Raw genomic sequence first — 26,145 nt, 5'->3', positions numbered from 1 at the left:
CATGCAGGAAACCGGTGCTGCGATCCGTGTCCGGGGACAGGTGCAGGGTGTGGGGTATCGACCCTTCGTGTGGAAACTCGCGCAGCAGATGGCGCTGCGGGGCGAGGTCCTGAACGATGCCGAGGGCGTGCTGATCCGCGTCGCCCCGGTGCCGCCGCAGGCGTTCCTGCGGGCCCTGCGCGACCAGGCTCCGCCGCTGGCCCGTGTCGAGGTGGTGGAGACCGTGCCCCATACATTCAGGCGGCGCCCCGAAGGCTTCGTCATCGCCGAAAGCGGCGGCCCGGGCACGCGCACCCGGGTCACGCCCGATGCCGCGACCTGTCCCGACTGTCTGGCCGAGATCATGTCGCCGGGGCGTCGGCAGGGCTATGCCTTCACCAACTGCACCCATTGCGGGCCGCGCTTTTCAATCCTCAAGGGGTTGCCCTATGACCGAGAGCGCAGCTCGATGGCGGCGTTCGCGCTTTGCCCGGACTGCGCGGCGGAATATGCCAACCCTGCTGATCGCCGGTTCCACGCCCAGCCCATCGCCTGCCCCGCCTGCGGGCCAAGGCTGTGGTTCGAAGCGGCCGGGCGCGAGGTTCCCGGAGATCCCATCGCGCAGGCGACCTTGGCGCTGCGGGCCGGGCGGGTGCTGGCGGTCCGAGGCCTTGGCGGCTTTCATCTGGCCTGCGATGCGGCCAATCCGGCCGCCCTTGCGCTGTTGCGTGCCCGCAAGCGGCGCCCGTCAAAGCCTTTCGCGCTGATGGGCAGCGCTCGGGTCATCGCCGCCCACGCCTTGCCGTCCGAGGCGGACTGGCACCTGTTGCGCGATCCGGCAGCGCCGGTGGTTCTGGTGCCATCGCGCGGCACCTTGCCCAAGACCGTGGCCCCCGGCATGCGCGATCTGGGGGTCATGCTGCCCTATACGCCGGTGCATCATCTGCTGATCGCGGCGTTCGACGGGATGCTGGTGATGACCAGCGGCAACCTGTCGGGCGAGCCGCAGGTGATCGGGCTGGACGAGGCGCGGGCGAAACTGGGCGCCTTTGCCGATGGCTTTCTGATGCATGACCGCGAGATCGTCCGACGGCTGGACGACGGGGTGGAACGCAGCGATCCGCCGATGGTGTTGCGACGGGGCCGGGGGCGGGTACCGGGGACGCAGCCGCTGCCACCGGGCTTTGAAACCGCACCGCAGGTCATTGCCTTCGGGGCCGAAATGAAGGCGGCAATCTGTCTGCTGAAAGACGGACAGGCGATGCTGTCGCATCATCTGGGTGATCTGGGCGACGCGCTGACGCTGGAGGAATATGACCGCGCGCGGCGCGACTATGCCGAGCTGTTCGGGCATCAGCCGGTCCTTGCCGCCTGCGATCTGCACCCGGGGTTTCAAAGCACGCGGCGGGCCGAGGCCGCTGGCCTGCCGGTCGTGCATGTGCAGCACCATCATGCCCATATGGCCGCAGCCATGGCGGAAAACCTCTGGCCGCTAGAGGGCGGTCCGGTCGCGGCCATCGTGCTGGACGGCCTGGGGCTTGGACCCGATGGCACGCTCTGGGGCGGCGAGATCCTGCTGGGCGAATCTCGACATCACGCGCTTGCCCATCTGCGGGTGCCCCGCTGCCCGGAGGCGACGCGCGCAGGCCGAACCCTGGCGCAATGCGGTGATGCGACTGGATCAGGCGGGCCTGAGCGACTGGGCGGATGCGCTGTTCCCCGACGCCCCGCGCGAGGTAATCCGCCGCATGGCGCTGGCCGGGGTCAACGCGCCGCTCTCGTCAAGCGCCGGCAGGCTGTTTGACGCCGCCGCCGCCGTGCTGGGGCTGTGCCCGATGCGCCAGAGCTACGAGGGTGAGGCCGCGATGCGTCTTGAAGCCCTCGCGCGTGAGTTCGGCCCGGCAGGGGTTCCGGGGTTCGAACTGGGCGAGGATAAGGCGGAAATTGACCCTGCGCCGCTTTTCGGTCAGTTGCGGAAGGCGTTGGCGGCCGCAATTCCGCCGGGTCTGTGTGCCGCGCGGTTTCACGCGGGCCTTGCCGAGGCCTTCATCGGTCGCGCCGCGCGGCTTGTCGAGACGGGCAAGGCCGAGGCCGTCGCGCTGTCGGGGGGGTGCTTTCAGAATGCCATGCTGACCCGCTATTGCCTGGACCTGTTGCACCGGATGTTGCCCGGGGTGCCAGTGCTGGCACATCGCCTCACGCCGGCCGGCGATGGCGGCATCGCGTTGGGAGCGGCGATGATCGCTGCCGCGAGGATTGCGCCGTGGGAAACTGATGCCATGCCGGAACGCCCTTTCCGCATGCAATTCGCCTATATAGTAGGATAGAGATCGTAAAACGCAATAAGAAGGAAAGCGGTCCTTTTCGCCCGCGGCATTTTGTCTTTGCCTCGGGGTGCCGACTTCTGCATCCCATTGAATACCACGCGAATTCACGCCCCGCCCGCTGTTTTGCATGGCGGGGCCGGGGGCCAGGGAGGACAGTGTGTCTGGGATCGAAACCTTCTATGACGTCATGCGCCGGCAGGGGATCACCCGCCGCAGCTTCATGAAGTATTGCTCGCTGACGGCGGCCGCGCTTGGCCTTGGCCCGGCCTTCGTGCCCAAGATCGCCCAAGCGATGGAGACCAAGCCCCGCACCCCCGTCATCTGGGTGCATGGCCTGGAATGCACCTGCTGCTCGGAAAGCTTCATCCGCTCGGCCCATCCGCTGGCCAAGGATGTGGTGCTGTCGATGATCAGCCTTGATTATGACGACACGCTGATGGCGGCGGCGGGCCACGCGGCGGAGGCCGCGTTCGAGGAGACGATCGAGGAATACAAGGGCAACTATATCCTGGCCGTCGAGGGCAATCCGCCGCTGAATGAAGATGGCATGTATTGCATCACCGGCGGCAAGCCTTTCGTCGAAAAGCTGCGCCATGCCGCGAAGGATGCGAAAGCGATCATCTCGTGGGGGGCCTGCGCCAGCTACGGCTGCGTGCAGGCCGCCGCGCCCAACCCGACGCGGGCGACCCCGGTGCACAAGGTCATCCTGGACAAGCCGATCATCAAGGTGCCGGGCTGTCCGCCGATTGCCGAGGTGATGACCGGCGTGATCACCTATATGCTGACCTTCGACCGGATGCCGGAGCTGGATCGCCAGGGCCGGCCCAAGATGTTCTACAGCCAGCGCATCCACGACAAGTGCTATCGCCGCCCGCATTTCGATGCCGGACAGTTCGTCGAGCACTGGGACGACGAAAACGCGAAAAAGGGCTATTGCCTTTACAAGATGGGCTGCAAGGGCCCGACCACCTACAATGCCTGTTCCACCGTGCGCTGGAATGAAGAGCTTCATTCCCTTCACCAGCCCGGCGATATGCTGCTCAAGATAGTCCTGCATGGTAACGCCATTCTTTAGCAGCCATACCTTGAACAGCATGTGCGTTTCGGGGTCGAGGCCGAAGCTGGGACGTGCCTCGTTTGAAGTACGATCCTTGGATGGCCTGTCGCCGTCCTTGCGGCGATCTCGGCGCTTGAAGCGGGCGCAGAAAAAGTCCCAGACCACCCTTCCCGAAAAATCCGAGGGCTGAACCATGACGATCAATACGCCGAACGGCTTTACCCTCGACACCTCCGGCCGCCGTATCGTGGTCGATCCGGTCACCCGGATCGAAGGCCATATGCGCTGCGAGGTGAACGTGGATGACCAGGGCGTCATCCGCAACGCGGTTTCGACCGGCACGATGTGGCGCGGGCTCGAGGTCATCGTCAAGGGCCGCGACCCGCGCGACGCCTGGGCCTTCGTCGAACGGATCTGCGGTGTCTGCACCGGGACGCACGCACTGACCAGCGTACGCGCGGTCGAGGACGCGCTGGGCATCCAGATCCCGGACAATGCCAATTCGATCCGCAACATGATGCAACTGAACCTGCAGATCCATGACCATGTGGTTCACTTCTACCACCTGCATGCGCTGGACTGGGTGAATCCGGTCAATGCGCTGCGCGCCGATCCCAAGGCGACCAGCGAATTGCAGCAGATGGTGTCACCTTCACACCCGCTTTCAAGCCCCGGATATTTCCGCGATGTGCAGAACCGATTGAAGAGATTCGTCGAATCCGGGCAGCTCGGGCTGTTCAAGAACGGCTATTGGGACAATCCGGCCTACAAGCTGCCGCCCGAGGCCGATCTGATGGCCACCACCCATTATCTCGAGGCACTGGATCTGCAGAAGGAGATCGTCAAGGTCCACACGATCTTTGGCGGCAAGAACCCGCATCCGAACTGGTTGGTCGGCGGCGTTCCCTGCCCGATCAACATCGACGGTACCGGATCGGTCGGCGCGATCAACATGGAGCGGCTGAATATGGTCAGCTCCATCATCGATCTGTGCAACGAGTTCAATCGCAACGTCTACTGGACGGCGTGATGTCAGTCGCGCTGATTGCAATGATGTGGCTTTATGGCGGCTGGCTGTCGTCGCAATCGGTGCTGGCCTACGGCGATATCCCCGAGCATCCGAACAATTTCGAGGCGGATCAGCTGCATCTGCCGCGTGGCGCGATCATCAACGGCAACCTCGATGAGGTGCATGATGTCGATCCCCGCGACCCCGAGCAGATCCAGGAATTCGTCGATCACTCGTGGTACACCTATGGCGAGCCGGGCAAGGGCCTGCACCCCTGGGATGGCGAGACCAGCCCGAAGTTCGAGCTGGGACCGAACTTCAAGGGTACCAAGACCAATATCGAACAGCTTGACGAAAGCGCCAAATATTCCTGGATCAAGGCGCCGCGCTGGCGGGGCCATGCGATGGAGGTGGGGCCGCTGGCGCGCTATATCGTCGGCTATGCCAAGGGGCATGAGGATATCAGGAACCAGGTCGAGGGCTTGCTGCGGACCATGGAGCTTCCGGTCTCGGCACTGTTTTCAACGCTTGGGCGCACGGCCGCGCGGGCGCTGGAATCGGAATATTGCGGCCGTTTGCAGAAGCATTTCTTCGACAAGCTGATCCGCAACATCAGGAACGGCGACCAGACCACGGCCAATGTCGAGAAATGGGATCCCTCGACCTGGCCGAAAGAGGCAAAGGGCGTCGGTATGACCGAGGCGCCGCGCGGCGCGCTGGGCCACTGGATCCGCATCAAGGATGGCCGCATCGAGAACTATCAATGTGTGGTCCCGACGACGTGGAACGGCAGCCCGCGTGACACCCAGGGCAATATCGGCGCTTTCGAGGCCAGCCTGATGAACACCCCGATGGAACGCCCCGACGAGCCGGTCGAGATCCTGCGGACGCTGCACAGTTTCGACCCCTGCCTTGCCTGTTCCACCCATGTCATGTCGCCTGGCGGCGAGGAACTCGCCACCGTCAAGGTGCGCTGAGAAAGGACCGATGCGATGAATAAATTCCTTCTGACCGTTTTCTCGCTGGCCCTCGCCGGGCCCGCCGCGGCCCATACCGGCCACGGCGAGACTTCGGGTCTTGTCGCGGGGCTTCAGCATCCGGTTTTCGGGCCGGATCACCTGCTGGCGATGCTGGCGGTGGGGCTGTGGTCGGGTTTCGTGGTGCCGCACCGCTTCTGGTTGGGGGCAGCGACCTTCATGGCGGCCATGGGGGCCGGGGCGCTGATCTCCTGGGCCGGCGTGCCGATCCCGATGGTCGAGACCTGGATCGTGCTGTCGGTGGTAGCCCTCGGCCTTTTGACCGCGGTCTCGCGCCGGGCTGCACGCCGAAGGCGCTGACGCTTGCCTCGCTGGCCGCGATCGGGCTGTTCGCCGCCTGCCATGGCCACGCCCATGCGACCGAGGCACATGGCAATGCGCTGGCTTATATGGCGGGCTTCCTGATCTCGACCGCAGGCCTGCACCTGGTGGGGATCGGCATCGCACGGAGGATCGCGGACGGCCGCGCGGCCCGGCTGCTGCAGACCCTTTCGGGGTCCGGCATCGCCGCGGCGGGCCTTGCCCTGATGGCCGGAGGCTGACGCCATGACCGACAGCCACGCCTCTGACGACCATCATTTCGAGGGCCGCGCGCTGGGCGCCGCGCATCAGGTGACGCGACAAACCTCGGTTTATGTCTATGAGACACCGGTCCGGATCTGGCACTGGGTCAATGCCGCCTGCATCATGGTCCTGTGCGTGACCGGCTGGTTCATCGGCCGTCCGCCGCCCTCGATGCAGATCGCCGAAGCCTATGACCAGTTCGTCTTCGGCTATATCCGATTTGCCCATTTCGCGGCGGCGATGATCCTGACCGTGGGCTTTTTCGGCCGCATCTACTGGGCCTTCATGGGCAACCACCATGCCAGACAGCTGTTCTATGTGCCGGTCTTTTCCCGCCGGTTCTGGAGCGAGTTGCTGTTCGAACTGCGCTGGTATTTCTTTCTCGAGAAAGAACCCAAGAAATATGTCGGGCACAACCCGCTGGCGCAGCTTGCGATGTTCCTGTTCATGACGGTCGGGCTGAGCTTCATGATCGTTACAGGCTTCGCGCTTTATGCCGAAGGGGCGGGGCGTGACAGCGTGTTCTACACGCTGTTCGGCTGGGCCCAGGATCTGGTGCAGAACACGCAGCGCCTGCATACGCTGCATCGCATCGGCATGTGGTGGATCGTCATCTTCGTGATCGTCCATATCTATGTGGCGGTCCGCGAAGACATCATGTCGCGCCAATCCATGGTCTCGACCATGATTTCCGGGCACCGCACTTTCAAGGATGACCGGAAGGACTGACTGGAACGAAGCCTTCCAGCTATAGGTAAAAATGGAAGGGTGCTAGCCATTCGTTCATCGTGAATCCCGCCGTTCTCGGCGGGATTTCTATTTTAGATCATTTACATATATGGTTTTTGCGCGCCTGCGGCTTTTTGCCTCGCATGGCAGGGTGGAAGGTATACTGTGGGGTGCAAAGCCGGCCTGCCGGACGCGAGCCTGGTCTGGGAGGGACCGATGCCAGCGCATAATCCTGAACATATCCTCATTCTCGGGATCGGAAACGTTCTTTGGGCAGACGAGGGTTTCGGTGTCCGTTGTGTCGAGGCGCTGGCCGACAGTCACGCGCTGCCGTCCCATGTCCGGCTGCTGGACGGGGGAACGCAGGGACTTTACCTGCTGCCTTTTCTTGAGGAAGCCGATGCGCTGATCGTCTTTGACGCGGTGGATTACGGCCTCGCACCGGGGACGCTGAAGATCGTCGAGGGCGACGAGGTGCCGGCCTTCCTGGGCGCCAAGAAGATGAGCCTGCATCAGACCGGCTTTCAGGAGGTGATCGCCACGGCGCAGCTTATGGGACGTTGCCCGCCGCGCATGGTGCTGATCGGCTGCCAGCCCGCCGAGCTGGAAGATTACGGCGGCGGGTTGCGCGATGTCGTTGCGGCCCGAATCCCCGAGGCCATCGCCGTGGCGCTGGGCCGGTTGGCCGAATGGGGCGCCGAGGCGCGGCCCGGTGCGACCGAGGGCGAACTGGCCGATCCCGCGATCCGGCGCGACGCCTATGAGACAGGCCGGCCCGACGAGTCGCTGGCCTGCCGGATCGGGGATGCGCGGTTCTTTCGTGCGGCCGGCTGATGTGTATGGGCATTCCCGCAAAGCTCGCTTCCGTCGACGGTATCGCCGGCACTGACACCAGGGGCGATCTGATCGATCTCAGCCTTGTGCCCGAGGCGCGGCCCGGAGACTGGGTTCTGTGTTTCCTTGGCACCGCGCATGAGGTGATCGATGCCGACCGCGCCGCCAGCATCGCCGCCGCGCTGGACGGGCTGCGCGCGGTGATGGCCGGGGGCGATCCCGGCGATGCCTTCGCCGACCTCGATACCCGCACGCCGCAACTGCCGCCCCATCTGCAAGCCGCCCTGAATGCGGGCCAAAGGACAGGCTGAACCATGACCGTAACCGCATTGCATCCGCTTCTGGCGCGGCTTGAGGACGAATTCGGCTGGCCGAGGCTGCATTCCCTGCATGACGTGGCTGAATTCACCCAAAGGCCCGGCCTGCACTGCCTGTTCGTTCCGGGCGATCCCCGGCGCAATCTGGAAACGGCGGACGCGGCGGTGATCCTGCCGGAACTGCGCATGACCTTCCAGAACGCCTTCGACTGCGCGCTGGTCGATGACGCCATCGAGGCGCAGGTCCGCGAAACCCACAAGGCGCTCAAAACGCCAGGATTTCTGTTCTTTCGCCAAGGGCTCTATCTTGGAGCGATCGAGAAGATCCGCGACTGGGACGACTACATCGCCCGCACCAGCCATATCCTGTCACTGCCGGGTTGAGGATTTATCATGGCCGCGAATTTCCATCTGCCGCCGCAGGGTTTCGGCCCCGGATCACAGCCGGACGAGGGCGAAGAACTCGACTGGCTGCCGCTGCCCTCGGGGATGCGGACCTATGACATGCACCTTCCCGAGGTCGTGGACCCCGCGCCGCTGGCGCCGGCTTTCAACCTGCTGACCGCGCTGGCCGATGCTTGCGACGCCGTGGCGGGGGGCGCCGCGCGCCGGGGCTTTGATCTGAGCGGGCTGGATGCCGAAAATCGCGCCCTGATCGCCGAGACGCTGGGGCAGGGCGAGGTATCGCTGCGCGCGCGGGGCGTGCCGGCGATCGCGGCGCAGGAAAGCGTCTTTGCCGGGGTCTGGGTGCTGAAGGCCGAAGGCATCGACCGCGTCGAGGTTGCGCCGATCCCCGCGGTCGCGCTAGAGCGCGCCTTCGTGCCGCAGCGCCCCGCTATCGGCGTTCTTGCCCCGCGCCAGCCCGGCGTGGTCAATGCGCCCGCGCTGCTGGCCGAACTCATCGACAAATCCGCCGCATGGCGCACCCGTGACGACCTGCATGTCGTCAATCTGACGCTTCTGCCGCATACGGAAGAAGATCTTGTCTGGCTCGATACGGCCCTGGGTCAGGGATCGGTCACCATCCTGTCGCGCGGCTATGGCAATTGCCGGCTGACCGCGACCGGCCAGGCCCATGTCTGGCGGGTTCAGTTCTTCAACTCGATGGACACGCTGATCCTTGATACCTTCGAGGTGACCGATGTTCCCGAGGTCGCGCTGGCGGCGCCCGAGGATCTGGCGGACAGCGCGGACCGCATCCGCGAAGTGCTGGGGGCGATCCGATGAGCGAGGCGCGTCACGGGTTCGAGGGCTCGTATCTTGGGGCCAATGACCGGATCAGCCCGCGGGCGATCATGGAATGCAAGATCTGCTGGACGACCTATGACCCGGCCGAGGGCGACGACTATCGCCAGGTCCTGCCTGGCACGCCCTTCGTGGCGCTGCCCGAGGACTGGACATGCCCCGGCTGCGACGCGCCCAAGGCGCAGTTCATCGTCCGCGAGGATCCCGGTTCTGACGAGATGCGCAAGGCCGCGCGGATCGGCGCGGCGACGGCGCGGCTCGTGGCCGATTTCCGCGAGGTCTATCATTCGAAGATGCGCGACGTGCCGGTGATCAATCAGGCGCTTCATGTCGAGGCCGTGGGCTTTCGCGCCTATGACGGCTGCTATCTGGGCGTGCTGATCGCGCCCTGGTTCATGAACCTCGTGCTTCTGCCGGGCGAGGATGCAGACTGGCCGGTGCTGAAACCCGGCGAGAAGGAGGTGATCTCTTTTCCTTCAGGCGATTATGAATTCCTTCACAACAGCCGCGAGATGGTCGGTCCCTACAAGGCCTGTTCGCTGTTTTCGCCGATGGCGGATTTCACCAGTCAGCTGCAGGCAGTCGAGGTCGCGCAAGCCGTCATGGCCGAGCTGTTCAGGGCTGAAAACCGCGATCAGACCGACCGCGCCGCGGAAATCCGCGCAGCCCGTGAATCCGCAGAGGCCCCGGCCAGGCAGGCCGAGCCGCCGGTCCCGAATTTGCGGCCCTCGCGTCGCGCACTGCTGACAGGCGGGCTGTCCGCAGGCCAGGACGGGGGCCAGGATGTGCCCACGACCGGGGCGGCGGAATGAATCGGACTGCCGCAAGATTCCGGCTTGCCGAGCGGGGCGGGGGCCTGATGCTTTGCCGTCCGGGCGCGGTCGGGCTTGCGGTGGATCAGATCATGACAGGCCGTCCGGCCGCAGAGGTCGAACGGCTTTTGCCGGCGACTTTCGCTCTTTGCCATTCGGTGCAGGAAACCGCGCTGGAACTGGTGTGGCAGAACCCCTTTGGCTTCGTCGCCATTGCATCGCGATATGATCCGCGATCACCTGGCCAAGCTGTTTCTGCAATGGCCGCCGCTTTTGGGCCTCTCGCCGCATGCGCTGCCGCAGGGATGGACCGGCGGGGGCGAGGCATTGCGGCAGGCGCTGTTCGGCGGCCCTGAGTTGTTCGCAGCCGATGCCTTGACCGACTGGCTGAACGCGGGTCGTGGCCTGGCCCCGCTGCTTGGCAGGATCGCCGAGGCCTTCGCCCCGCATGAGGCCGAGGCGGATCTGCCGCCTTTCGACCCGGCGACAGCGCTCACTGACAGGCCGGTCGACAACAGCGTGTTGACCCGTCATCGCGCGCATCCGCTGGTGCAATCCGCGCTGGCCGGATGGGGGGCGGGGCCGCTGGCCCATGTTCTGGCACGGCTTGTCGACCTGGATGCGCTGTCGCGCGGAGACGGCCCCGCCCCGCGTCGATTGGCCGATGGTACGGCGCTGGTGCCCTGTTCGCGCGGGATTTGTACCCTGCAGATGTCGGTCGAGGCGGGGACTGTCACGCGCTTTCACCGCCGCACCCCCACCGACCACCTTCTGATGCCCGGTGGCCTGCTTGAGGCGGCACTGGCGCGGCTGCCCGCCGGCAAGGCGGGGCTCGCGCCGCTTCTGGTTTCGGTGTTGGATCCCTGTATCCCGGTCAACCTCGGGGGCGAAGATGCATGAGATGTCGCTTTGCGAGGGCATCCGCCAGATCGTCGAGGATCAGGCCCGCGCCCATGGCTTTGCCCGCGTCACAAGACTCAGGCTGGAGATCGGCCGCTTTGCCGGCGTCGAAAGGCCCGCACTGGTCTTTGCCTTTGATGTGGTGATGCGCGGTAGCCCGGCCGAAGGGGCGGTGCTCGACATGATCGACTTGCCCGGTCGGGCAATGTGTTTCGACTGTGCGACGGCGGTCGAGATCGACGACCGGCTGGCTCCCTGTCCCTTGTGCGGCGGCGGCAGGTTGCTGCCCGAAGGCGGCGATGAGATGCGGATACGCGATATGGAGGTGATCTGATGTGTACTGTCTGTGGTTGCAGCGAGACGGTCCTGGTGGACGGGCGCGAGATCAGCCATGACGAGGCGCACCGGCTGGGCCTTGCCCATCCATCCGCGACCATGACCATGACCACGACCATGCATGACCATGGACACGCACACGGCCACGGGCATGCCCATCACGGCAGCGATCATCACCATTACGGCCAGGGGGCGGCGGGCGTCTCGGTGCCCGGTCTGTCACAGGCGCGGCTGATCGAGGTCGAAACCTCGATCCTTGCGAAGAACGATCAGATCGCACAGGCCAATCGCCGGGTGCTGACCGCACTTCGGGCGCTGGCCGTCAACCTCGTCTCCTCGCCCGGCTCGGGCAAGACCACGCTTCTGTGCAAGACGATCGCGATGCTGGGCGCCCAGCCGCTGGCGGTGATCGAGGGCGACCAGCAGACCGAGGCGGATGCCGACCGCATCCGCGCCACCGGCGCCCGGGCGGTGCAGGTGAATACGGGCAAGGGCTGTCATCTGGACGCGCAGATGGTGGCGAATGCCATGGACAGCCTGCGCCTTGCCCCCGGCTCGATGCTGTTCATCGAAAATGTCGGAAATCTGGTTTGCCCGGCGGCGTTCGATCTGGGTGAGGATGCCAAGGTTGCGATCCTTTCGGTGACCGAGGGCGAGGACAAGCCGCTGAAATATCCCGACATGTTCACCGCAGCACGGCTGGCAATCCTGAACAAGACCGACCTGGCGCCGCATTGCGACGCCGATCTGAGCGCCTACGAGGCCAATCTGCGCAGGGTCAATCCGCAGATCGGTTCTTGCGGGTTTCGGCCCGCACCGGTGAGGGAATGCAGGACTGGCTTGGCTGGCTGAAAAGCGCGCAGGCGGCAAAGGCCTGAAACGATGCGCGAGAGCCGCCCCTCTGTCCTATTGATCGACGACGAGCCGCATTCGCTGGCCTCGATGCGGATGGCGCTGGAGGATGAGTTCGACATCCTGACCGCGTCGGATACCCGCACAGGCGCGGCGATCATGGCCGATGAATGGGTTCAGGTCGTGATCTGCGACCAGCGAATGCCGGGGCAGACGGGGGTGGAGTTTCTGGCGCAGGTGCGCGAGCGCTGGCCCGAAACGGTGCGCCTGCTGATCACCGGCTATACGGATCCCGAAGCGATGGCGGCTGCAATCAACGATGCGGGCGTGCATCAGTTCGTGCAGAAGCCCTGGCATCCCGATCATCTGCTGGTCTGTGTCCGCAACGCGGCGAGGCTGTTTCAGTTGGCCCGGGACAATGAACGGATGGCGCTGGAAATGCGGCATCTGACCTCGACGGCGGAAAGCCGGCTGGCCAAGAGACGGCGCGCGCTGATCGACGGCATGGGGTTCGAAAGCGTCTTGCGCAGTCCGCAGTCGCCGATGAACGCAGTCGTGACGGCGGCTCGGCAGTTCGCCGCCTTCGACGTGCCGGTCCTGCTGACCGGGGAACCCGCCACCGGCAAGGCGCAACTGGCGCGAGCCATGCATATGGCGTCCTTGCGCTCGGACCGGCCGTTCCTGTCGCTGAACCTTGCCGGCATGCCCGAGGAGCTGATCGCCATCGAGCTTTTGGGGGCCAAGCGGGGCGTTGTGCCCGGGGGCACCAGCCGGATCGGGCTGTTTCAGAAAGCGGATCGGGGCACGCTGTATCTTGCCGGTGTCGAAACCCTGTCGCCGGCGATGCAGCTGGTGCTGCTGCGGGTCTTGCGGCAGGGGGCCTTTACTCCTGTCGGCGGGCAGGAAGTCGTGACCAGCAATCTGCGGCTGATGGCGGGGGCGGGCTGCGACCCGGCCGCCCTGGTGGCCGAGGGCCGCTTTCGCCCCGATCTTTACTATGCGCTTGCGGTGGCCGAACTGACCTTGCCGCCCCTGCGCCAGAGACGGGGGGATGTGGCGCTTCTGGCGCAGCATATCCTGATCGATCTGGCGGCCCGGCACGGCAAGCTGGTGCATGGCTTTGACGTGGCCGCGCTGGAGTTTCTGGAAAACTACGACTGGCCCGGCAACATCGCCGAATTGTCGAACGAGATCACCCGCATGCTGATCTTCGCGCAGGACAGCGTCCTCGGGGCAGATCTGATTTCGCGGGCGATCCTCCAGGGGCCGCCTTCCGAGACCGGGGCAGATCGCTCGGCGCAGGCGGTGCTGACCGGGGACGGCACGCTCAAGGACCGGGTGGAACTGATCGAGATGCGTATCCTGCGCGAGACGCTGACCCGGCATCGCTGGAACAAGAGCCGCGCCGCTGCCGAGTTGGGGCTAAGCCGTGTCGGGCTGCGCGCCAAGCTGGACCGCTACGGGATCACCGATCCATCCGATCGGTTGTCGCAAGACGAGGAAGAGGAATAAGGCCATGTGTCTGGGTATACCGGGGCAGATCACCGCCATTACGGACGAGGCTCGGCTGATGGCCATGGCCGAGGTGTCCGGTGTGCGGCGCGAGGTCAATGTCGCCTGCGTGGCCGACGGCCCCTTGAACCTGCTGATCGGGGAGTGGGTGCTGATCCATGTCGGATTCGCCATGAGCCGCATAGACGCCGATGAGGCTGCCCGCACCCTGGCCGCGTTGCACGACCTGGGCGAGGCGCAGGAGGCGCTCGAGCAGATGGCCGAGGCTGACCGGGAGCTTGCGCGATGAAATATGCCAGCGAGTTCCGCGACCCGAAGGCCGCGCGCGCGCTGCTGGCCGCGATTGCGCGGCGCTGCGACGAATTGGGGGCAACAGGCGAACAGCCGATCCACGTCATGGAGATCTGCGGTGGCCATACCCATTCGATCTTCCGGTACGGGCTGGACCGGCTGGTCCATCCGGGGATCGAGTTCATCCACGGCCCCGGCTGTCCGGTCTGCGTGTTGCCTCGCTCTCGGGTGGATGAGGCCATTCAGATCGCCCGCCGGCCCGGCGTGATCTTCACGACGTTCGGCGATGCGATGCGGGTGCCCGGCCGGGACATGTCGCTTTTGCAGGCCCGCGCCGCCGGGGCCGACGTGCGGATGGTCTATAGTCCGCTCGACGCTCTGGCGCTGGCGCGGGCCAATCCGGCGCGTGAGGTCGTGTTCTTCGGGCTGGGGTTCGAGACCACCACCCCTTCGACGGCGCTGGCCATTCAACAGGCCGCACGTGAGGGGCTGGCGAATTTCAGCGTGTTTTGCAATCACATCACGGTGCCCGAACCGATCCGGGTGCTGCTGGATGATCCGCATATGGTGCTGGACGGGTTCATCGGGCCGGGCCATGTTTCCATGGTGGTCGGGATCCATCCCTATGACTTCATTCCCCAAGACTATCACAAGCCGATCGTCGTCGCGGGATTCGAGCCCACCGACCTCTTGCAATCGGTGTTGATGGTGCTTGATCAGATCGCCACACAGCGGGCCGAGGTCGAGAACCAATATGCCCGCGTCGTGCCCGAACACGGCAATCCGGTCAGTCTTGCGGCCATTGTCGATGTCTACGAGCGTCGCCCCAGCTTCGAATGGCGTGGTCTGGGCGAGATCGATGCCTCGGGCCTGCGAATCCGCGAGGCCTATCGCGCCTATGACGCCGAGGCGAAGTTCGGCATCGGCTATGGCGCCGTCCGGCAGGTTCTGCCCGAGCCCGAGGGCTGTGCCTGTGGGGCGGTCATGACGGGGCGGATGAAGCCCACGACCTGCCCGCAATTCGGCACGGGATGCACGCCCGAGACGCCGCTGGGCGCATTGATGGTCAGTTCCGAAGGCGCCTGCGCAGCCTATTGGCAATATGGCGGGGCCCGCGGATCGGTTTGTGATCCGGTTGCCGCCAGCCAGCCCGGCCGGGGGCAGCCATGAACGCCCCGCATCCCGTCGTCCTGCGCGATACCCATGTCACGCTGTCCCACGGAGGCGGCGGCAAGGCGATGCGCGACCTGATCGAGGCCGTATTCCTGCCCGCATTCGGGCCCGGCTCGGGCGAGGATCAGGCCCGGCTGATGGACGGGGCCTTGCGCACGCCCGGCGCGCGGCTGGCCTTTACCTCGGACAGTTTCGTGGTCACGCCGGCGGAATTCCCCGGAGGGGACATTGGCAAGCTCGCGGTTTGCGGCACGGTCAACGATCTTGCTGTCGGGGGCGCGCGGCCGCTCTGGCTCTCGGCGGCCTTCATCATCGAGGAAGGGTTCGAAATCGCCACGCTGCGCCGGATCGTGGCGAGCATGGCGCATGAGGCGAAAAAGGCGGGGGTCGGCATCGTCACCGGAGATACCAAGGTCGTCGGGCGTGGGCAGGCGGACGGGATCTTCATCACCACCTCCGGGGTGGGGGTGATCGCAGGCGATTGCGATCTGGCGGCGCGGCATATCCGGCCGGGCGACGTGGCGCTGGTCAACGGTGTGCTGGGCGACCATGGCGCGGCAATCCTGGCCGCCCGCGGGGATCTCGCGCTGTCAACGGATCTGCAGTCGGATTGTCAGGGCCTCGGGCATCTCATGGCGGCCGTGATCGCCGCTGCGCCGGGGACGCGGGCCGCGCGCGATGCGACGAGAGGCGGGCTCGCATCGGCCCTGAACGAAATGGCGATTGCGGCGGGTGTCGGGGTCGAGATCGACGAAGCGGCACTGCCGCTGCGCCCCGAGGTCTGTGGCATGTGCGAAATCCTTGGCCTCGATCCGCTCTATCTCGCGAATGAAGGCACCCTGGTGGCCTTCGTCCCGGAAGCCGAGGCGCAACGGGCTCTGGCCGCGATGCGGTCCTGCCCGGAAGGGCAGGGCGCCAGGATCATCGGGCGCGCCGTCTCCGATCACCCGGGTCAGGTCAGGATGCGCACGGTCTTCGGCAGCCAGCGCGTCGTGGATATGTTGCTGGGCGAACAACTGCCCCGGATCTGCTGATCGGGTCGACCTGGGGCTGGACCGAAAGCCTTTCATTCTTCAATCCTTGCCGCGCCGCGCCGCGCCGCTGCTTCAAGATTTTGCAACGAGCCCCTTGAAACCCGTACGGCGGTCTCTAAATGCATTTTCGCAGGTGGCCCTGATGGGTGCCTGGGCCGGATAAACCGGCAATATCATGTGCTTGTACCCATATTGCTCAATGGAGGATGTGGCTATGAGAACCACGTTTGACTTTACGCCGCTTTTCCGGTCGAGCGTTGGCTTCGACCGGATCCTGGCCGCGCTTGAGGCGGCGTCCCGCAGGGACGGGACCGACAGCTGGCCCCCCTATGACATCGCGCGTGTCGATGAAGACAGCTACCGCATCACCATGGCGGTCGCCGGCTTCCGCGAGAGCGATCTGACCCTGACGCAGAATGGCAATGTGCTGATCGTCACCGGCCGCAAGGAAGGGGACGAGAATGCCCAATACCTGCATCGCGGCATCCCCGCCGACAGCTTCGAGCGCCGGTTCGAGTTGGCCGACTATGTGCGGGTGGAGGGTGCCTCGCTGGTGGATGGTCTTCTGGAGGTGTCGCTGAAGCGCGAAATTCCGGAAGAGAAGAAACCCCGCCGCATCGAGATCGCGCAAGCGTCCAAGGCCGGGGTCGATACCCCGCGCCTGACGACGACCCAGGCCTCGGAAAAGCAGCCCGAGCCGGTTGCCGCCTGATCGGCCAGCCCTGAGCTAATCCGCAAAGCTCCTGCGCATCGGTAATCCCGATGCGCAGGTCGCAGCGATCACTTCAGGAATGTAGGAGGTAAAGATGAGCGTAAAGGATCTGATCCCGCAAAGCTGGACGCGCAATCTGCCATGGTGGCGTGATCGGGACGCTCCGCCACCGGCCCAGTGGCGCGAGGAGCCCCGCGACCCTTTCGTGACGTTTCACCGCGAGATGAACCGTCTCTTCGACGACTTCTTCCGCTCTTTCGACACCCGCTTGCCGGCCTTTTCTGGTATTGGGGCGGGTTTGGGGACCGGGTGGACCGGCGCGACCTGGCCCAGCGTCGAGATCTCTGAGACGTATGGCGCGATCCGCGTGTCGGCGGAGCTGCCGGGCCTTGAAGAGAAGGATGTCGAGGTCCTGCTTGAGGACGGGCTGCTGACCCTGCGGGGCGAAAAGTCCAGCACTACCGAGGATCGCGAGCGGCAGTTCTCGGAGCGCGTCTACGGACGGTTCGAGAGGCGCATTCCACTGCCTTCGGGCATTGACGAGGCGGCGGTCGAGGCCGGTTTCCACAACGGTGTGCTGACCGTCACCCTGCCCAAGACTGAGGCCGCTCAGGCGCAGGTGAAACGCATTCCCCTGAAAACCTGAAAACACTGGAGGGCCGGCACAGCCCGGCCCGCCGCTTCCCCTGTTGTACGCAATGGAGGAAAAGATGCAGCTTTTGAACGCAGATACTTTTTCCGCTGCCCCAGGTTTGGGAATGTCGGGGACGGGCGAGGCGGCATGGGCCTCGGCGTTGCCGTCCGATGCAGTGGCCCATATCTGGAAGCCCGCACGATCGGCCATGACATCGGGGCGCGCCCGGGCCAAGGCGTGGCGTCTGCGAATTGAGCGGCGGCGCGCACCCTGGATCGACCCGCTGATGGGATGGACGTCTGGCGACGACACCGCATCTCAGGTCGAGTTGTCCTTCCCCAGCGTCGAATCTGCGATCCATCATGCACGCCGGCTGGGGATCGCGTATCAGGTTCACATGCCGCCCGGCATGGTCGGAAACGCTCGTGCCGCGTCCCGGCCGGCCCGACCTGAACTGCATGACAGCTCGGACGCCCCGGAGATGCCGCTGGCGGCGTAATGAAATTCACCCGATGATCAGAAGAACCCTGAGCGGTGACTGGATCGCGAATCGTGAACATGTCGGCTACCGTATCGGTGCCGCGGGTGTCATTGTGGCTGGCCTCCTGCTGGCTCCGCTGCCGATGACGATGGCGTTGCCGACCGCGGCCTTCTGGAACATTATGCTGACTGGCGTCACCGATCGTCGCATGCGCATGGTTGTTGTGGTCGGGTCACGAACCGGCTGACCGGCTGCTGCTGCACGCCGGCCTCTGGCTCGGCGCCGGCCCATGGATGACAGAGGTCGGCTATCCCGTCTGGCTTGCCGTGCTGCATGTCATCGCGGCCTTGGCGATGATCGTTTGGTCCGGGATGCTGCGCACTATCGCCGGCAGCTATGTCCTGGTTATCCAGTCGATCCCGGTGCTGATGATCCTGTTCATGCCCTATTACGGGCTGACGCTGATGGGGCTGGAAATTCCGCCGCTGCTGGCTGCCTCGGCCTCGCTCGCGATCTATGTCTCGGCCTACTTGGCAGAGATCTGGCGCGGCGCGATTCAGGCTGTGCCCTATCAGCAATGGGAGGCATCGTCCTCGCTGAGCGATGAACCCCGCGCCGCTTCCCGCTGGCTCATGCCTTCCGCGCAAGCCTGGCGAACTCTCAGATATAGGTCCACGCTGTAAATCCTCACGCCCTCCCTGCCGCCGCAGAAAGGGAATAGGTGGACGACTTTTACCCCGCCCGCAGCAACACCAAGTCGCGTCCACGGACTAATTCTCAGACAGGGCTTGCGCCCCCGGACCTGTGGCGCTAATACCCCCGCCAGTGCCGCCTTAGCTCAGTTGGTTAGAGCGCTAGATTGTGGATCTAGAGGTCCCCCGTTCGAGCCGGGGAGGCGGTACCATCCTTCGCCTTTTTCTCTCCGCTCATGGCAGCGCGCGCAACTGCGGCGCCGGGCCCAGCGGAATCGGACAGTGACGGAAGCTACGATCTGACGTTTGCTGGGCTCCAAGGACGAGGAGATCAGAATGCGGAAACGCAGGAACCATGACGCTGGCTTCAAGGCGCGCGTGGCGCTTGAGGCTTTGAAGGGCGAGCGCACAGTGTCGGAGTTGGCGGCCGAATACGGCGTGCATCCGACAATGATCCATCAGTGGAAGAAGGCATTGCTCGGCGGTGCGGCGGACATCTTCGAGCGGGGCAGCCGAAAGCCCGCGGAGGTGGACGAAGAAACGGTCCGGTCGTTGCATGCCAAGATTGGAGAGCTGACCATCGCCAACGATTTTTTGTCACGAAAGCTCAAGCCGTGGACCGGAAAATGAGGCGGGATGATCGAGCGGGACCATCCTGCGCTGTCGATCGGGGCGCAGTGCCGTCTTCTGTCGATCTCGCGCTCGTCGTTCTGCCACGAGCCATTGGGTGAGACGGAGGTGAACCTGGCTCTGATGCAGTTGATCGACCGAGGACAATTTCCTGACCCCCTTCGACCCGGCGAGATGACCTGGCATCTGCAGAACGAGGGTCACGGTGTGAACCAGAAGCGAATCCGGCGGCTGATGCGGCTCATGCGCTTGATGCCGATCTACCAGAAACCCAACACCAGCAAGCCGAGAAAGGGCCACAAGACCTATTCCTACCTGGCTCGGGCGGGCTGCGCGTGGACCGCCCCGGTCAGGTCTGGTGCGCCGACATTATCTACCTGCCGATGCGGCGCGGCTTGCTGTATCTGGTGGCGATCATGGACTGGCACAGCCGCAAGGTGCTCAGCTGGCGGCTGTCGAACTCCATGGACGCGAGCTTTTGCGTCGAGGCCCTGAAGGAGGCGCTGGCCAAATACGGGCCGCCCGAGATCTGAACACGGATCAGGGCAGCCAGTTCACATCATTCGGCTGGATCGACCGGCTCAAGCGCATTGGCACTCGGATCTCGATGGACGGCAAGGGGCGCTGCATCGACAACGTCTTTATCGAGCGTCTGTGGCGATCACTGAAGTATGAATGCGTCTACCTGCACGCCTGGGAAACAGGATCGCAGGCCAAGGCCGCAATCAACCACTGGATCACCTTCTATAACCATCGGAGGCCACACACCGCCCATGGCGGGCAGCCGCCCGCCGTGGTCTACTTCAACAGCATCGAAACCGATCAGCAGGCACAGGCAATAGCTTAAATAAGCCGGAAATCTGTCCAACCATTGGGGAGTAGCTCAGACAGTCATCGGCGCATTCGATCTCGAGAAGCTTGCACAGGGGGCCATCGGCTTTCGATGGTCGGCGCAGCCGGGCCACACCAGTTCCGATCGCGTTGCATATGGCAGGCCATAGCTCAAGATGGCGGAGCAAGGCCAGATCGGGTTCTGCTCCTTCGGCGTCCCGTCGCTGGGACGAGAGCCTGACAAGGTCGGCCGAGCGCAGGCCCGCCGCCTCGGATTTGCCGTAGGCATGTCAACGCTGTTCCACATCGGCGTAGCTGGCTTTCCGCCGTCTTCGCGCAGTACGGCAAGCGCCTTGCCGAACGAGGGGAATGGTCGGCCGTCAGGTGGCGGGTTCGGCGCTGAGCGACCATTGTCGCAGATCGGTCAGCCGCTGCGTGGGATCTGTCCCGCATACGTCTTCGAGCCTCAGGGTGTCCGTGTTAGGCACGGGTGCATTCGGCTAGACGGCCCTGAACACTCGGTCCGAAGGCGCTTCTGGCCGGCACCCGGCCCAGCCGGGCGCGTGGCTCCTGAAAGAGCGGATGCTGCCACCGATCTATTGGCAGGCCATGCTGCGCGGCCGCGAACAGGCAGGGATCGCGTCCCGAAATGCTGGCGCATGCAAACGGTGTTGATCCCTGTCGCGGCGCTGGCTTCAGTTTCTTGGCCTTGAAATTCGTCGATACGCCTCGCCGGGTCTTTCTGCGAACGCGCGCAGCCGCCTTATCGCGTTCACGTCCTCGCGCACGAGGCCCCGGCCCAGGCTGATCTTCTGCTTGGCATCCGCCGTCAGCCCCTGGGCGCGGCGGGGCAGCATCGCCTCCAGACCGATCATGCGGGCGATACGGTCCACGCGGTCCTTGACATAGAGGTTTTCGCCCCCGGCGTGACGCGCAACCCGAGGCCCGGTAGAAGCGTGTCGAGGTTTGCGTTGGCCATCGGTGCGGTGGCGCTAACGAGTTGGCGTGTCAGAGCGGCGGCCGTATGTTGTGTTTTGGGCATGGCTGTCGAGCCTGTGTCGATATGGACTTGCCAATCTGGTGCGGGTGGGTGTGACCGTGGCAAGGTTTTCTGACGAAATTCTTTTGAAACGTCACGAAAAAGTGTGAAAGACAAAGAAGAGCGCTAGATTGTGGATCTAGAGGTCCCCCGTTCGAGCCGGGGAGGCGGTACCATCCTTCGCCTTTTTCTCTCCGCTCATGGCAGCGCGCGCAACTGCGGCGCCGGGCCCAGCGGAATCGGACCCAGGCTGGCGCGCCCATCCGAAAACAGGATGGGCAGGCGCAGCTCGTCCGGTGCCGGCGCCGGCCAGTCCGCGGTTTCCCGAGCCGCGGTTTCGGGCAGGGGCATGGTCGACACGGCGCGCAGCATGGTGCCGGCCAGACGGCGGGCATTCTCGGGGATCAGCCCGGCTGCGGCGCCGGCCTCGATCAGCCCGTTCGCGTCGCGGGTGTAAAGCGCGACCAAGCCCTGGGCGCGGCCCTGCGCGCCGGCGGCCAACTGCCCGACCGCCCGGGCGGACAGGTCGCCCAGCCGCAGCTCTGCCCCGTCGATCCGCAGGCCCGCGACCTGCGGCGGCGCGGCCGAGGCCAGCGCGGCGGGGGCGGGCACCGCGTCCAGCCAGGCGACTCCCCGTGCCGTCAGCGACACGGGGCCCGGAAGTGCGGCGGGCACAAGCGCCGAAACCGCCGTCGGGTCCAGCCCAGCCACGGCCAGATCGACGCCGTATGCCGCCCGGGCCCGGGGCGGCGCGCCGGCGCCGAGGGCGAAGGATCGGGCGTCCAGCGCCACCCGCTCGGCCAGCGGCCGGCCTGCCAGCGCCACCGCCCCCGAGGCCAGATGCACCCGCCCCGGCGCCAGCCCCGCCAGGGGACGCAGCGCCATGCTGGCCTTCGGATCGGTCAGGGACAGCGCGACCGACCCCGCTCCCGCGTCCAGGGTCAGATCCGGGGGCAGGGACAGGACCAGCCGGGCAGGCGACAGGGGCGAGGCCCAAAGCGTCGCATGAGGCGCCGAAACCCGGCCCATCGGCAGCGTCGCGACGGGCGCTTCAAGCCGTACGCCGATCCGCGCCGGGTCGCGCAGCGGCAGAACCTGGCCGGCGGCAAGGCCAGTGCCGGCCTGGGTCATCCGGCGCAACTGCTGCGCCAGCAAGGCCTCGCCGCCGATCCAGACGACCCCGACGATCAGGGTCAGGGCGATCAGCAGGCGTATCATAAGGCGCATCGTCTTTCCCTGACATTCCGCCCGGACCGGGGCGGCTTGGAACGGCCGCCATCCTGTCCTAAGTCTGGGCTGTGGGAAAGACCGGCATCCGGAGGGTCGTGCAAGCGTGATCGAGCAGGCGGAACATTGGGTCTTTGCCTATGGCTCGCTGATGTGGGACCCGGGCTTTCCGGTGGCCGAGTCGGTCCCGGCCCGTCTTGACGGCTATGTCCGCCGGTTTTGCCTGCTGTCCGTCGTCTATCGCGGAACGGTCGACAGCCCCGGCCTGGTCCTGGCCCTGGATCAGGAGCCGGGGGCCGGCTGCGTCGGCCTGGCACTGCGCGTCGCCCCGGACGACTGGCCCGAGACGCTGCGCGGCCTTCGCGACCGCGAACTGACCACGAACGCCTATGAGGAGCACGTTCTGCCCGTGACCCTGGCGGACGGACGCGCGGTCATGGCGACGGCCTATGTCATCCGGCGCGATCACCATCAATACGCGGGACGCATGGATCTGGACGCGCAGGCCCGGATCATCGCCCGCGCGGTGGGCGGGCGGGGACCGAACGCCGAATACCTGTTCAACACCGCCGCCCATCTGGACGCCATGGGGGTCGAGGACATCGACATGATGGCCCTGGCGGGGCTCGTGCGCGGGCTGATCGTCAAGCCGGCCCCGCCCGCCGGCGGAAATTCCTGAGACTTTTTAACCAGCCTGCCGTCAACGGCTTGCATCATCCGGCCCGGCCCGTACACTCGGCCCCGAACGCCAAGAACGGGGGCCGGATTGTCCCGACCAGATACGGAAATGCCCGGCGACACGCCGGAAGGCGGCACCCCAAGGCAGGGCCGGGCCGAACGGCTGAGCGCGATGCGGCCCGCGCGCCGCACGGGACGCGAAGCCAGCGACCCGCATTTCTCGCAGCCGGTGCGGCAGGTCGTGCTGATGCTGATCGTGCTGGCGCTGGTGGGGACGGGGGGCTGGTTCGCCTATCGCCAGATCCTGCCGATCTTTGCCGCCAACCCGCTGCTCAACGGGGCGATCCTGCTGGTCTTTGCGCTGGGGGTGCTGACCTGCTTCTGGCAGGTGGCGCAGCTGATCAACTCGGTCAGCTGGATCGAACGCTTTGCCGCGGGCCGCTTCGGCTATGGCCCGATGGATGAGACCGCGCCCGACGCCGCGCCGCGTCTGCTGGCGCCCCTGGCGGCGCTTCTGGGCGCGCGGGGGCCGGTCGGGGGGGCGATCTCGACCGAATCCGCGCGTTCGATCCTGGAATCGGTCGCGACCCGCATCGACGAGGCGCGCGACATCACGCGCTATCTGGCGAACCTGCTGATCTTCCTTGGGCTGCTGGGTACGTTCTATGGGCTTGCGACGACCGTGCCGGCTATCGTGGACACCATCCGGACCCTGGCCCCCGACCAGGGCGAAAGCGGGGTTCAGGTCTTTGACAAGCTGATGCACGGGCTGGAAACCCAGCTTGGCGGCATGGCGACGGCCTTTTCCAGCTCGCTTCTGGGCCTTGCCGGATCGCTGGTCGTGGGGCTGCTGGAACTGTTCGCCAGCCACGGCCAGAACCGCTTCTACCGCGAGCTTGAGGAGTGGCTGTCCAGCTTTACCCGCATCGGCCTGTCGGGCGGCGAAGGCGGGCTGGACCAGGCGGCTCTGGTCGATTTCCTGGAAGGGCTGAATGCCCAGTTTGCCGGGCTTCAGGATTATTACGCCAGCCGCGACACCCTGCGCGACGAGGAGGCGTCGCAGGCCGATGCCCGCTCGGTCGCGCTGGCGGACGGGGTCGAACGCCTGGCTGGCCTGATCGGGTCCGACCGCGACATGCTGGCAAGCCAGCTCGCCGCCGACCGCCAGGCCCATGCCCAGGCCCAGGACAGGCTGGCCGCCGCCCTGTCGCGCCTGGCCGAGGCGCAAGAGGGGCTGAACGACCGGCTGGCCCAGCCCGCCCGCGATCCCGATCTTGCGGCGCTGGTCGCCTCGCTGTCATCGGGGTTCGAGCGGCTGGCCCAGCAGGCCAGGAACGCCTGCTGGCCTCTGCCCCCGACCGCGCGGCCGAGGACCGGCTGTTCGAGGATCTGACCGCCGGGCTTGAACAGGCCTTCGCGCGCTTTGCCGACGGGCAGGACCGGCTGGTCGCGCTGGCGGGCAGGGTGCCGCAGGTCAGCCTGCCGCCGGACGTGGCCCAGGCGCTGGCGCGGCTTGCGGAGGAGCAGGGCGGCCACGATCCGGGGCTGGCGCGCGCGCTGAACCGCCTGGCCGAGGGGCAGGCGCGGCTGGTCGAACTGGCCGAGGCACGGCCCGGCGTCCCGCAGGACGACCCCGAGGCGCGGATGCGCCTGCGCTCGATCGACGTGCAGCTGGGCCGGCTGCTCGAGGAAAGCGCCGCCGGCCGCGACGGGCTGATCGCGGAACTGCGCGAGGACATGGCCGCCCTGACCCGCGCCATCCGGGCGCTCGAGGGCCGGGCCGCGGATGGGCGCCATGGGGCTTAGCCGGGGCGGGCGCGAACGGTTCTCGGCCACGATCTGGCCGGGCTTCGTCGATGCCATGTCGACGCTGCTGCTGGTGCTGATCTTTGCGCTGACCATTTTCATGGTGCTGCAATCGGTGCTGCGCGAAAGGATCACCACCCAGGACAGCGAATTGCAGCAATTGGGCGACCGGGTCGCGGCCCTCAGCCAGGCGCTGTCCACCGCGCAGGGGCAGGCGGCGGCGCTGGACCGTGACCTTGCCGCCGATCGGGCGCGGCTGCGCGCGTCCGAGGCCGCCGTAGCGGCCGCCCGGACCGAGATCGACGCCCAGGCCGGGCGGCCCGGCTGGCTGCCGCCCGGCGCGAGGCGCTCGAGGCGCTGCTGGCTGACCTGCGGCGGCAGAACGCCGACACCGCTGGCCAGCTTGACCAGACCCGCCAGAAGCTTTCCGAGGCCGAGGCCGCGCGGTTGGCCGACGCCGCCGCGGCGCAGGCCCTGCGCGAGCGTCTGGACAAGGCCGATGCCGAACTGACCGCCAGCACGCTTGCGCTGGACGAGGCGCGGCGCAAGGCCGAGGAAACGCTGACCCTGCTGGCCGCCGCCGAAGCGGCCAAGACGGACCTTTCGCAGCGCGTCGACGCCCAGACTTCCGAGGCCGAGCGGCAAAAGGGTCTGCTGGCGCTGGCCCAGCAGAAGCTGTCCGAACAAGAGGCGCTGTCGACCGAGGAGCAGCGCCGCGTGGCCCTGCTGAACCAGCAGGTCGCGCAGTTGAACGACCAGCTTGGCAGCCTGCGCTCGGTCCTCGAGGCGGCGGGAGAGGACAAGCGCGCCGCCGACCTGCGGGCCGAGGATCTGGGCCGGCAGTTGAACGTCGCCCTGGTCCGCGCCGCCGAGGAGGAACGCAAGCGCCGCGCGCTGGAGGAGGAGGCCCGCACCAAGGCCGAGGCCGAGGCCCGCGACCTGGCGCGCTATCGCTCCGAGTTCTTCGGCCGGCTGTCGCAGATCCTGGAAGGGCGCGAAGGCGTGCGTGTCGTGGGCGACCGCTTCGTCTTTTCCTCGGAAGTGCTGTTTCCGGCGGGCGAGGCCACGCTGTCGGACGAAGGCAAGGCCCAGATCGCCCGCGTGACCCAGCTGCTGGACCAGATCTCGGCCGAGATTCCGCCGGAAATCGACTGGATCATCCGGGTGGACGGGCATACGGACAGCCAGCCCCTGTCCGGCCTGGGCCGCTATCGCGACAACTGGGAGCTCAGCCAGGCGCGCGCGCTGTCGGTGGTGCGCTACATGGTCGACGATCTGGGCTTTGCCGCGAACCGGCTGCTGCCGGCGGGCTTTGCCGACACCCGGCCGGTATCGACCGGCACCAGCCCCGAGGCGCTGGCGCAAAACCGGCGGATCGAACTGAAGCTGACGGAACGCTAGCTCCGC

General features: G+C 66.1%; 24 protein-coding genes, 1 tRNA gene and 6 pseudogenes. 29 read left to right on the top strand and 2 right to left on the bottom strand.

The window, feature by feature from the left end:
• Position 1 precedes the first annotated feature (1 nt).
• The 25 genes and pseudogenes from hypF (at position 2) to DPM13_RS01965 (ending at position 20,004) form a co-directional block, all read left to right on the top strand.
• A pseudogene (gene hypF / locus DPM13_RS02080) lies at positions 2 to 2,306 on the top strand (carbamoyltransferase HypF).
• A 157-nt stretch (positions 2,307 to 2,463) separates the two neighbouring features.
• Complete coding sequence (locus DPM13_RS02075) at positions 2,464 to 3,381, top strand: hydrogenase small subunit (RefSeq protein ID WP_397245425.1); 918 nt, start codon at positions 2,464 to 2,466, stop codon at positions 3,379 to 3,381.
• Positions 3,382 to 3,556: 175 nt separating this feature from the next.
• A pseudogene (locus DPM13_RS02070) lies at positions 3,557 to 5,349 on the top strand (nickel-dependent hydrogenase large subunit).
• Positions 5,350 to 5,364: 15 nt separating this feature from the next.
• Positions 5,365 to 5,709, top strand: a complete 345-nt coding sequence (locus DPM13_RS24690) for a HupE/UreJ family protein (RefSeq protein WP_262983233.1) — start codon at positions 5,365 to 5,367, stop codon at positions 5,707 to 5,709.
• Entirely contained in the window at positions 5,601 to 5,951 is a 351-nt protein-coding gene (locus tag DPM13_RS24685) for a HupE/UreJ family protein (protein WP_262983311.1), read from the top strand. The genes DPM13_RS24690 and DPM13_RS24685 overlap by 109 nt, the downstream gene beginning before the upstream one ends.
• A 4-nt stretch (positions 5,952 to 5,955) precedes the next feature.
• Complete coding sequence (cybH, locus tag DPM13_RS02060) at positions 5,956 to 6,702, top strand: Ni/Fe-hydrogenase, b-type cytochrome subunit (protein ID WP_028717751.1); 747 nt, start codon at positions 5,956 to 5,958, stop codon at positions 6,700 to 6,702.
• Between the two features lie 216 nt (positions 6,703 to 6,918).
• The gene (locus tag DPM13_RS02055) at positions 6,919 to 7,536 is read left to right on the top strand and encodes a HyaD/HybD family hydrogenase maturation endopeptidase (protein WP_189654815.1); all 618 of its coding nucleotides are present in this window, start codon (positions 6,919 to 6,921) and stop codon (positions 7,534 to 7,536) included.
• Positions 7,536 to 7,847, top strand: a complete 312-nt coding sequence (locus tag DPM13_RS02050; RefSeq protein WP_112887359.1) for a HypC/HybG/HupF family hydrogenase formation chaperone — start codon at positions 7,536 to 7,538, stop codon at positions 7,845 to 7,847. The genes DPM13_RS02055 and DPM13_RS02050 overlap by 1 nt, the downstream gene beginning before the upstream one ends.
• A 3-nt stretch (positions 7,848 to 7,850) precedes the next feature.
• Positions 7,851 to 8,237, top strand: coding sequence for a thioredoxin domain-containing protein (locus tag DPM13_RS02045; RefSeq protein ID WP_112887358.1), 387 nt, complete (start codon positions 7,851 to 7,853; stop codon positions 8,235 to 8,237).
• 9 nt (positions 8,238 to 8,246) lie between these two features.
• Positions 8,247 to 9,080: a hydrogenase expression/formation protein gene (locus DPM13_RS02040; protein ID WP_080620611.1), complete on the top strand. Its 834-nt coding sequence runs from the start codon at positions 8,247 to 8,249 to the stop codon at positions 9,078 to 9,080.
• Positions 9,077 to 9,910 (top strand): [NiFe]-hydrogenase assembly chaperone HybE, encoded by an 834-nt coding sequence (gene hybE / locus DPM13_RS02035; RefSeq protein WP_112887357.1) that lies wholly within the window; start codon positions 9,077 to 9,079, stop codon positions 9,908 to 9,910. Before DPM13_RS02040 ends, hybE begins: the two co-directional genes overlap by 4 nt.
• A gap of 327 nt (positions 9,911 to 10,237) precedes the next feature.
• Positions 10,238 to 10,810: a hypothetical protein gene (locus DPM13_RS02030; protein ID WP_145963299.1), complete on the top strand. Its 573-nt coding sequence runs from the start codon at positions 10,238 to 10,240 to the stop codon at positions 10,808 to 10,810.
• Positions 10,803 to 11,144, top strand: a complete 342-nt coding sequence (gene hypA, locus DPM13_RS02025) for a hydrogenase maturation nickel metallochaperone HypA (protein ID WP_112887355.1) — start codon at positions 10,803 to 10,805, stop codon at positions 11,142 to 11,144. The genes DPM13_RS02030 and hypA overlap by 8 nt, the downstream gene beginning before the upstream one ends.
• Positions 11,144 to 12,024, top strand: a pseudogene (gene hypB / locus DPM13_RS02020) (hydrogenase nickel incorporation protein HypB). Before hypA ends, hypB begins: the two are co-directional and overlap by 1 nt.
• Before the next feature lie 4 nt (positions 12,025 to 12,028).
• On the top strand, positions 12,029 to 13,510 hold the full coding sequence (locus DPM13_RS02015) for a sigma-54-dependent transcriptional regulator (protein WP_112887354.1): 1,482 nt from the start codon (positions 12,029 to 12,031) through the stop codon (positions 13,508 to 13,510).
• A 4-nt stretch (positions 13,511 to 13,514) separates the two neighbouring features.
• Positions 13,515 to 13,799, top strand: coding sequence for a HypC/HybG/HupF family hydrogenase formation chaperone (locus DPM13_RS02010; protein WP_028717741.1), 285 nt, complete (start codon positions 13,515 to 13,517; stop codon positions 13,797 to 13,799).
• Positions 13,796 to 14,971 (top strand): hydrogenase formation protein HypD, encoded by a 1,176-nt coding sequence (gene hypD / locus DPM13_RS02005; protein ID WP_112887353.1) that lies wholly within the window; start codon positions 13,796 to 13,798, stop codon positions 14,969 to 14,971. Before DPM13_RS02010 ends, hypD begins: the two co-directional genes overlap by 4 nt.
• Positions 14,968 to 16,008, top strand: a complete 1,041-nt coding sequence (hypE, locus tag DPM13_RS02000) for a hydrogenase expression/formation protein HypE (protein WP_112887352.1) — start codon at positions 14,968 to 14,970, stop codon at positions 16,006 to 16,008. The genes hypD and hypE overlap by 4 nt, the downstream gene beginning before the upstream one ends.
• Before the next feature lie 214 nt (positions 16,009 to 16,222).
• Positions 16,223 to 16,720 (top strand): Hsp20 family protein, encoded by a 498-nt coding sequence (locus tag DPM13_RS01995; protein ID WP_112887351.1) that lies wholly within the window; start codon positions 16,223 to 16,225, stop codon positions 16,718 to 16,720.
• A gap of 94 nt (positions 16,721 to 16,814) precedes the next feature.
• A complete protein-coding gene (locus DPM13_RS01990; protein WP_112887350.1) occupies positions 16,815 to 17,366 on the top strand; it encodes an Hsp20/alpha crystallin family protein in 552 nt (183 codons plus the stop codon).
• A 64-nt stretch (positions 17,367 to 17,430) separates the two neighbouring features.
• Complete coding sequence (locus DPM13_RS01985) at positions 17,431 to 17,853, top strand: NADH dehydrogenase ubiquinone Fe-S protein 4 (RefSeq protein WP_223252285.1); 423 nt, start codon at positions 17,431 to 17,433, stop codon at positions 17,851 to 17,853.
• 13 nt (positions 17,854 to 17,866) lie between these two features.
• Entirely contained in the window at positions 17,867 to 18,082 is a 216-nt protein-coding gene (locus DPM13_RS01980) for a hypothetical protein (RefSeq protein WP_112887348.1), read from the top strand.
• 46 nt (positions 18,083 to 18,128) lie between these two features.
• Positions 18,129 to 18,518, top strand: coding sequence for an ABC transporter permease subunit (locus DPM13_RS01975; protein WP_112888678.1), 390 nt, complete (start codon positions 18,129 to 18,131; stop codon positions 18,516 to 18,518).
• A gap of 144 nt (positions 18,519 to 18,662) precedes the next feature.
• Positions 18,663 to 18,739 (top strand) — tRNA-His (locus DPM13_RS01970).
• Positions 18,740 to 18,863: 124 nt separating this feature from the next.
• Positions 18,864 to 20,004: pseudogene (locus DPM13_RS01965) on the top strand (IS3 family transposase).
• A 748-nt stretch (positions 20,005 to 20,752) separates the two neighbouring features.
• Here the strand turns inward: DPM13_RS01965 and DPM13_RS01960 are convergent.
• Together DPM13_RS01960 and DPM13_RS01955 are read right to left on the bottom strand one after the other, a co-directional pair.
• Positions 20,753 to 20,890, bottom strand: a pseudogene (locus DPM13_RS01960) (ABC transporter ATP-binding protein); the annotation flags it as partial.
• A gap of 335 nt (positions 20,891 to 21,225) precedes the next feature.
• The gene (locus DPM13_RS01955) at positions 21,226 to 22,254 is read right to left on the bottom strand and encodes a DUF2125 domain-containing protein (RefSeq protein ID WP_112887347.1); all 1,029 of its coding nucleotides are present in this window, start codon (positions 22,252 to 22,254) and stop codon (positions 21,226 to 21,228) included.
• Positions 22,255 to 22,405: 151 nt separating this feature from the next.
• On the opposite strand from DPM13_RS01955, the gene DPM13_RS01950 reads away from it, so the two are divergent.
• The 4 genes and pseudogenes from DPM13_RS01950 to DPM13_RS01935 all read left to right on the top strand — a co-directional run bounded on the left by DPM13_RS01950 (position 22,406) and on the right by DPM13_RS01935 (position 26,139).
• A complete protein-coding gene (locus tag DPM13_RS01950) occupies positions 22,406 to 22,933 on the top strand; it encodes a gamma-glutamylcyclotransferase (RefSeq protein WP_397246248.1) in 528 nt (175 codons plus the stop codon).
• 171 nt (positions 22,934 to 23,104) lie between these two features.
• Positions 23,105 to 24,325 (top strand): biopolymer transporter ExbB, encoded by a 1,221-nt coding sequence (locus tag DPM13_RS01945; protein ID WP_223252507.1) that lies wholly within the window; start codon positions 23,105 to 23,107, stop codon positions 24,323 to 24,325.
• 71 nt (positions 24,326 to 24,396) lie between these two features.
• Positions 24,397 to 24,738, top strand: coding sequence for a hypothetical protein (locus DPM13_RS01940; RefSeq protein WP_189654814.1), 342 nt, complete (start codon positions 24,397 to 24,399; stop codon positions 24,736 to 24,738).
• Positions 24,728 to 26,139, top strand: a pseudogene (locus DPM13_RS01935) (peptidoglycan -binding protein). Before DPM13_RS01940 ends, DPM13_RS01935 begins: the two are co-directional and overlap by 11 nt.
• Positions 26,140 to 26,145: the final 6 nt, after the last annotated feature.

The organism is Paracoccus mutanolyticus (assembly GCF_003285265.1).
In the GTDB taxonomy this organism is placed as follows: domain Bacteria; phylum Pseudomonadota; class Alphaproteobacteria; order Rhodobacterales; family Rhodobacteraceae; genus Paracoccus; species Paracoccus yeei.
Note: the sequence above shows the minus strand (reverse complement) of the source record. Positions and strands in the feature narration are given on the sequence as shown.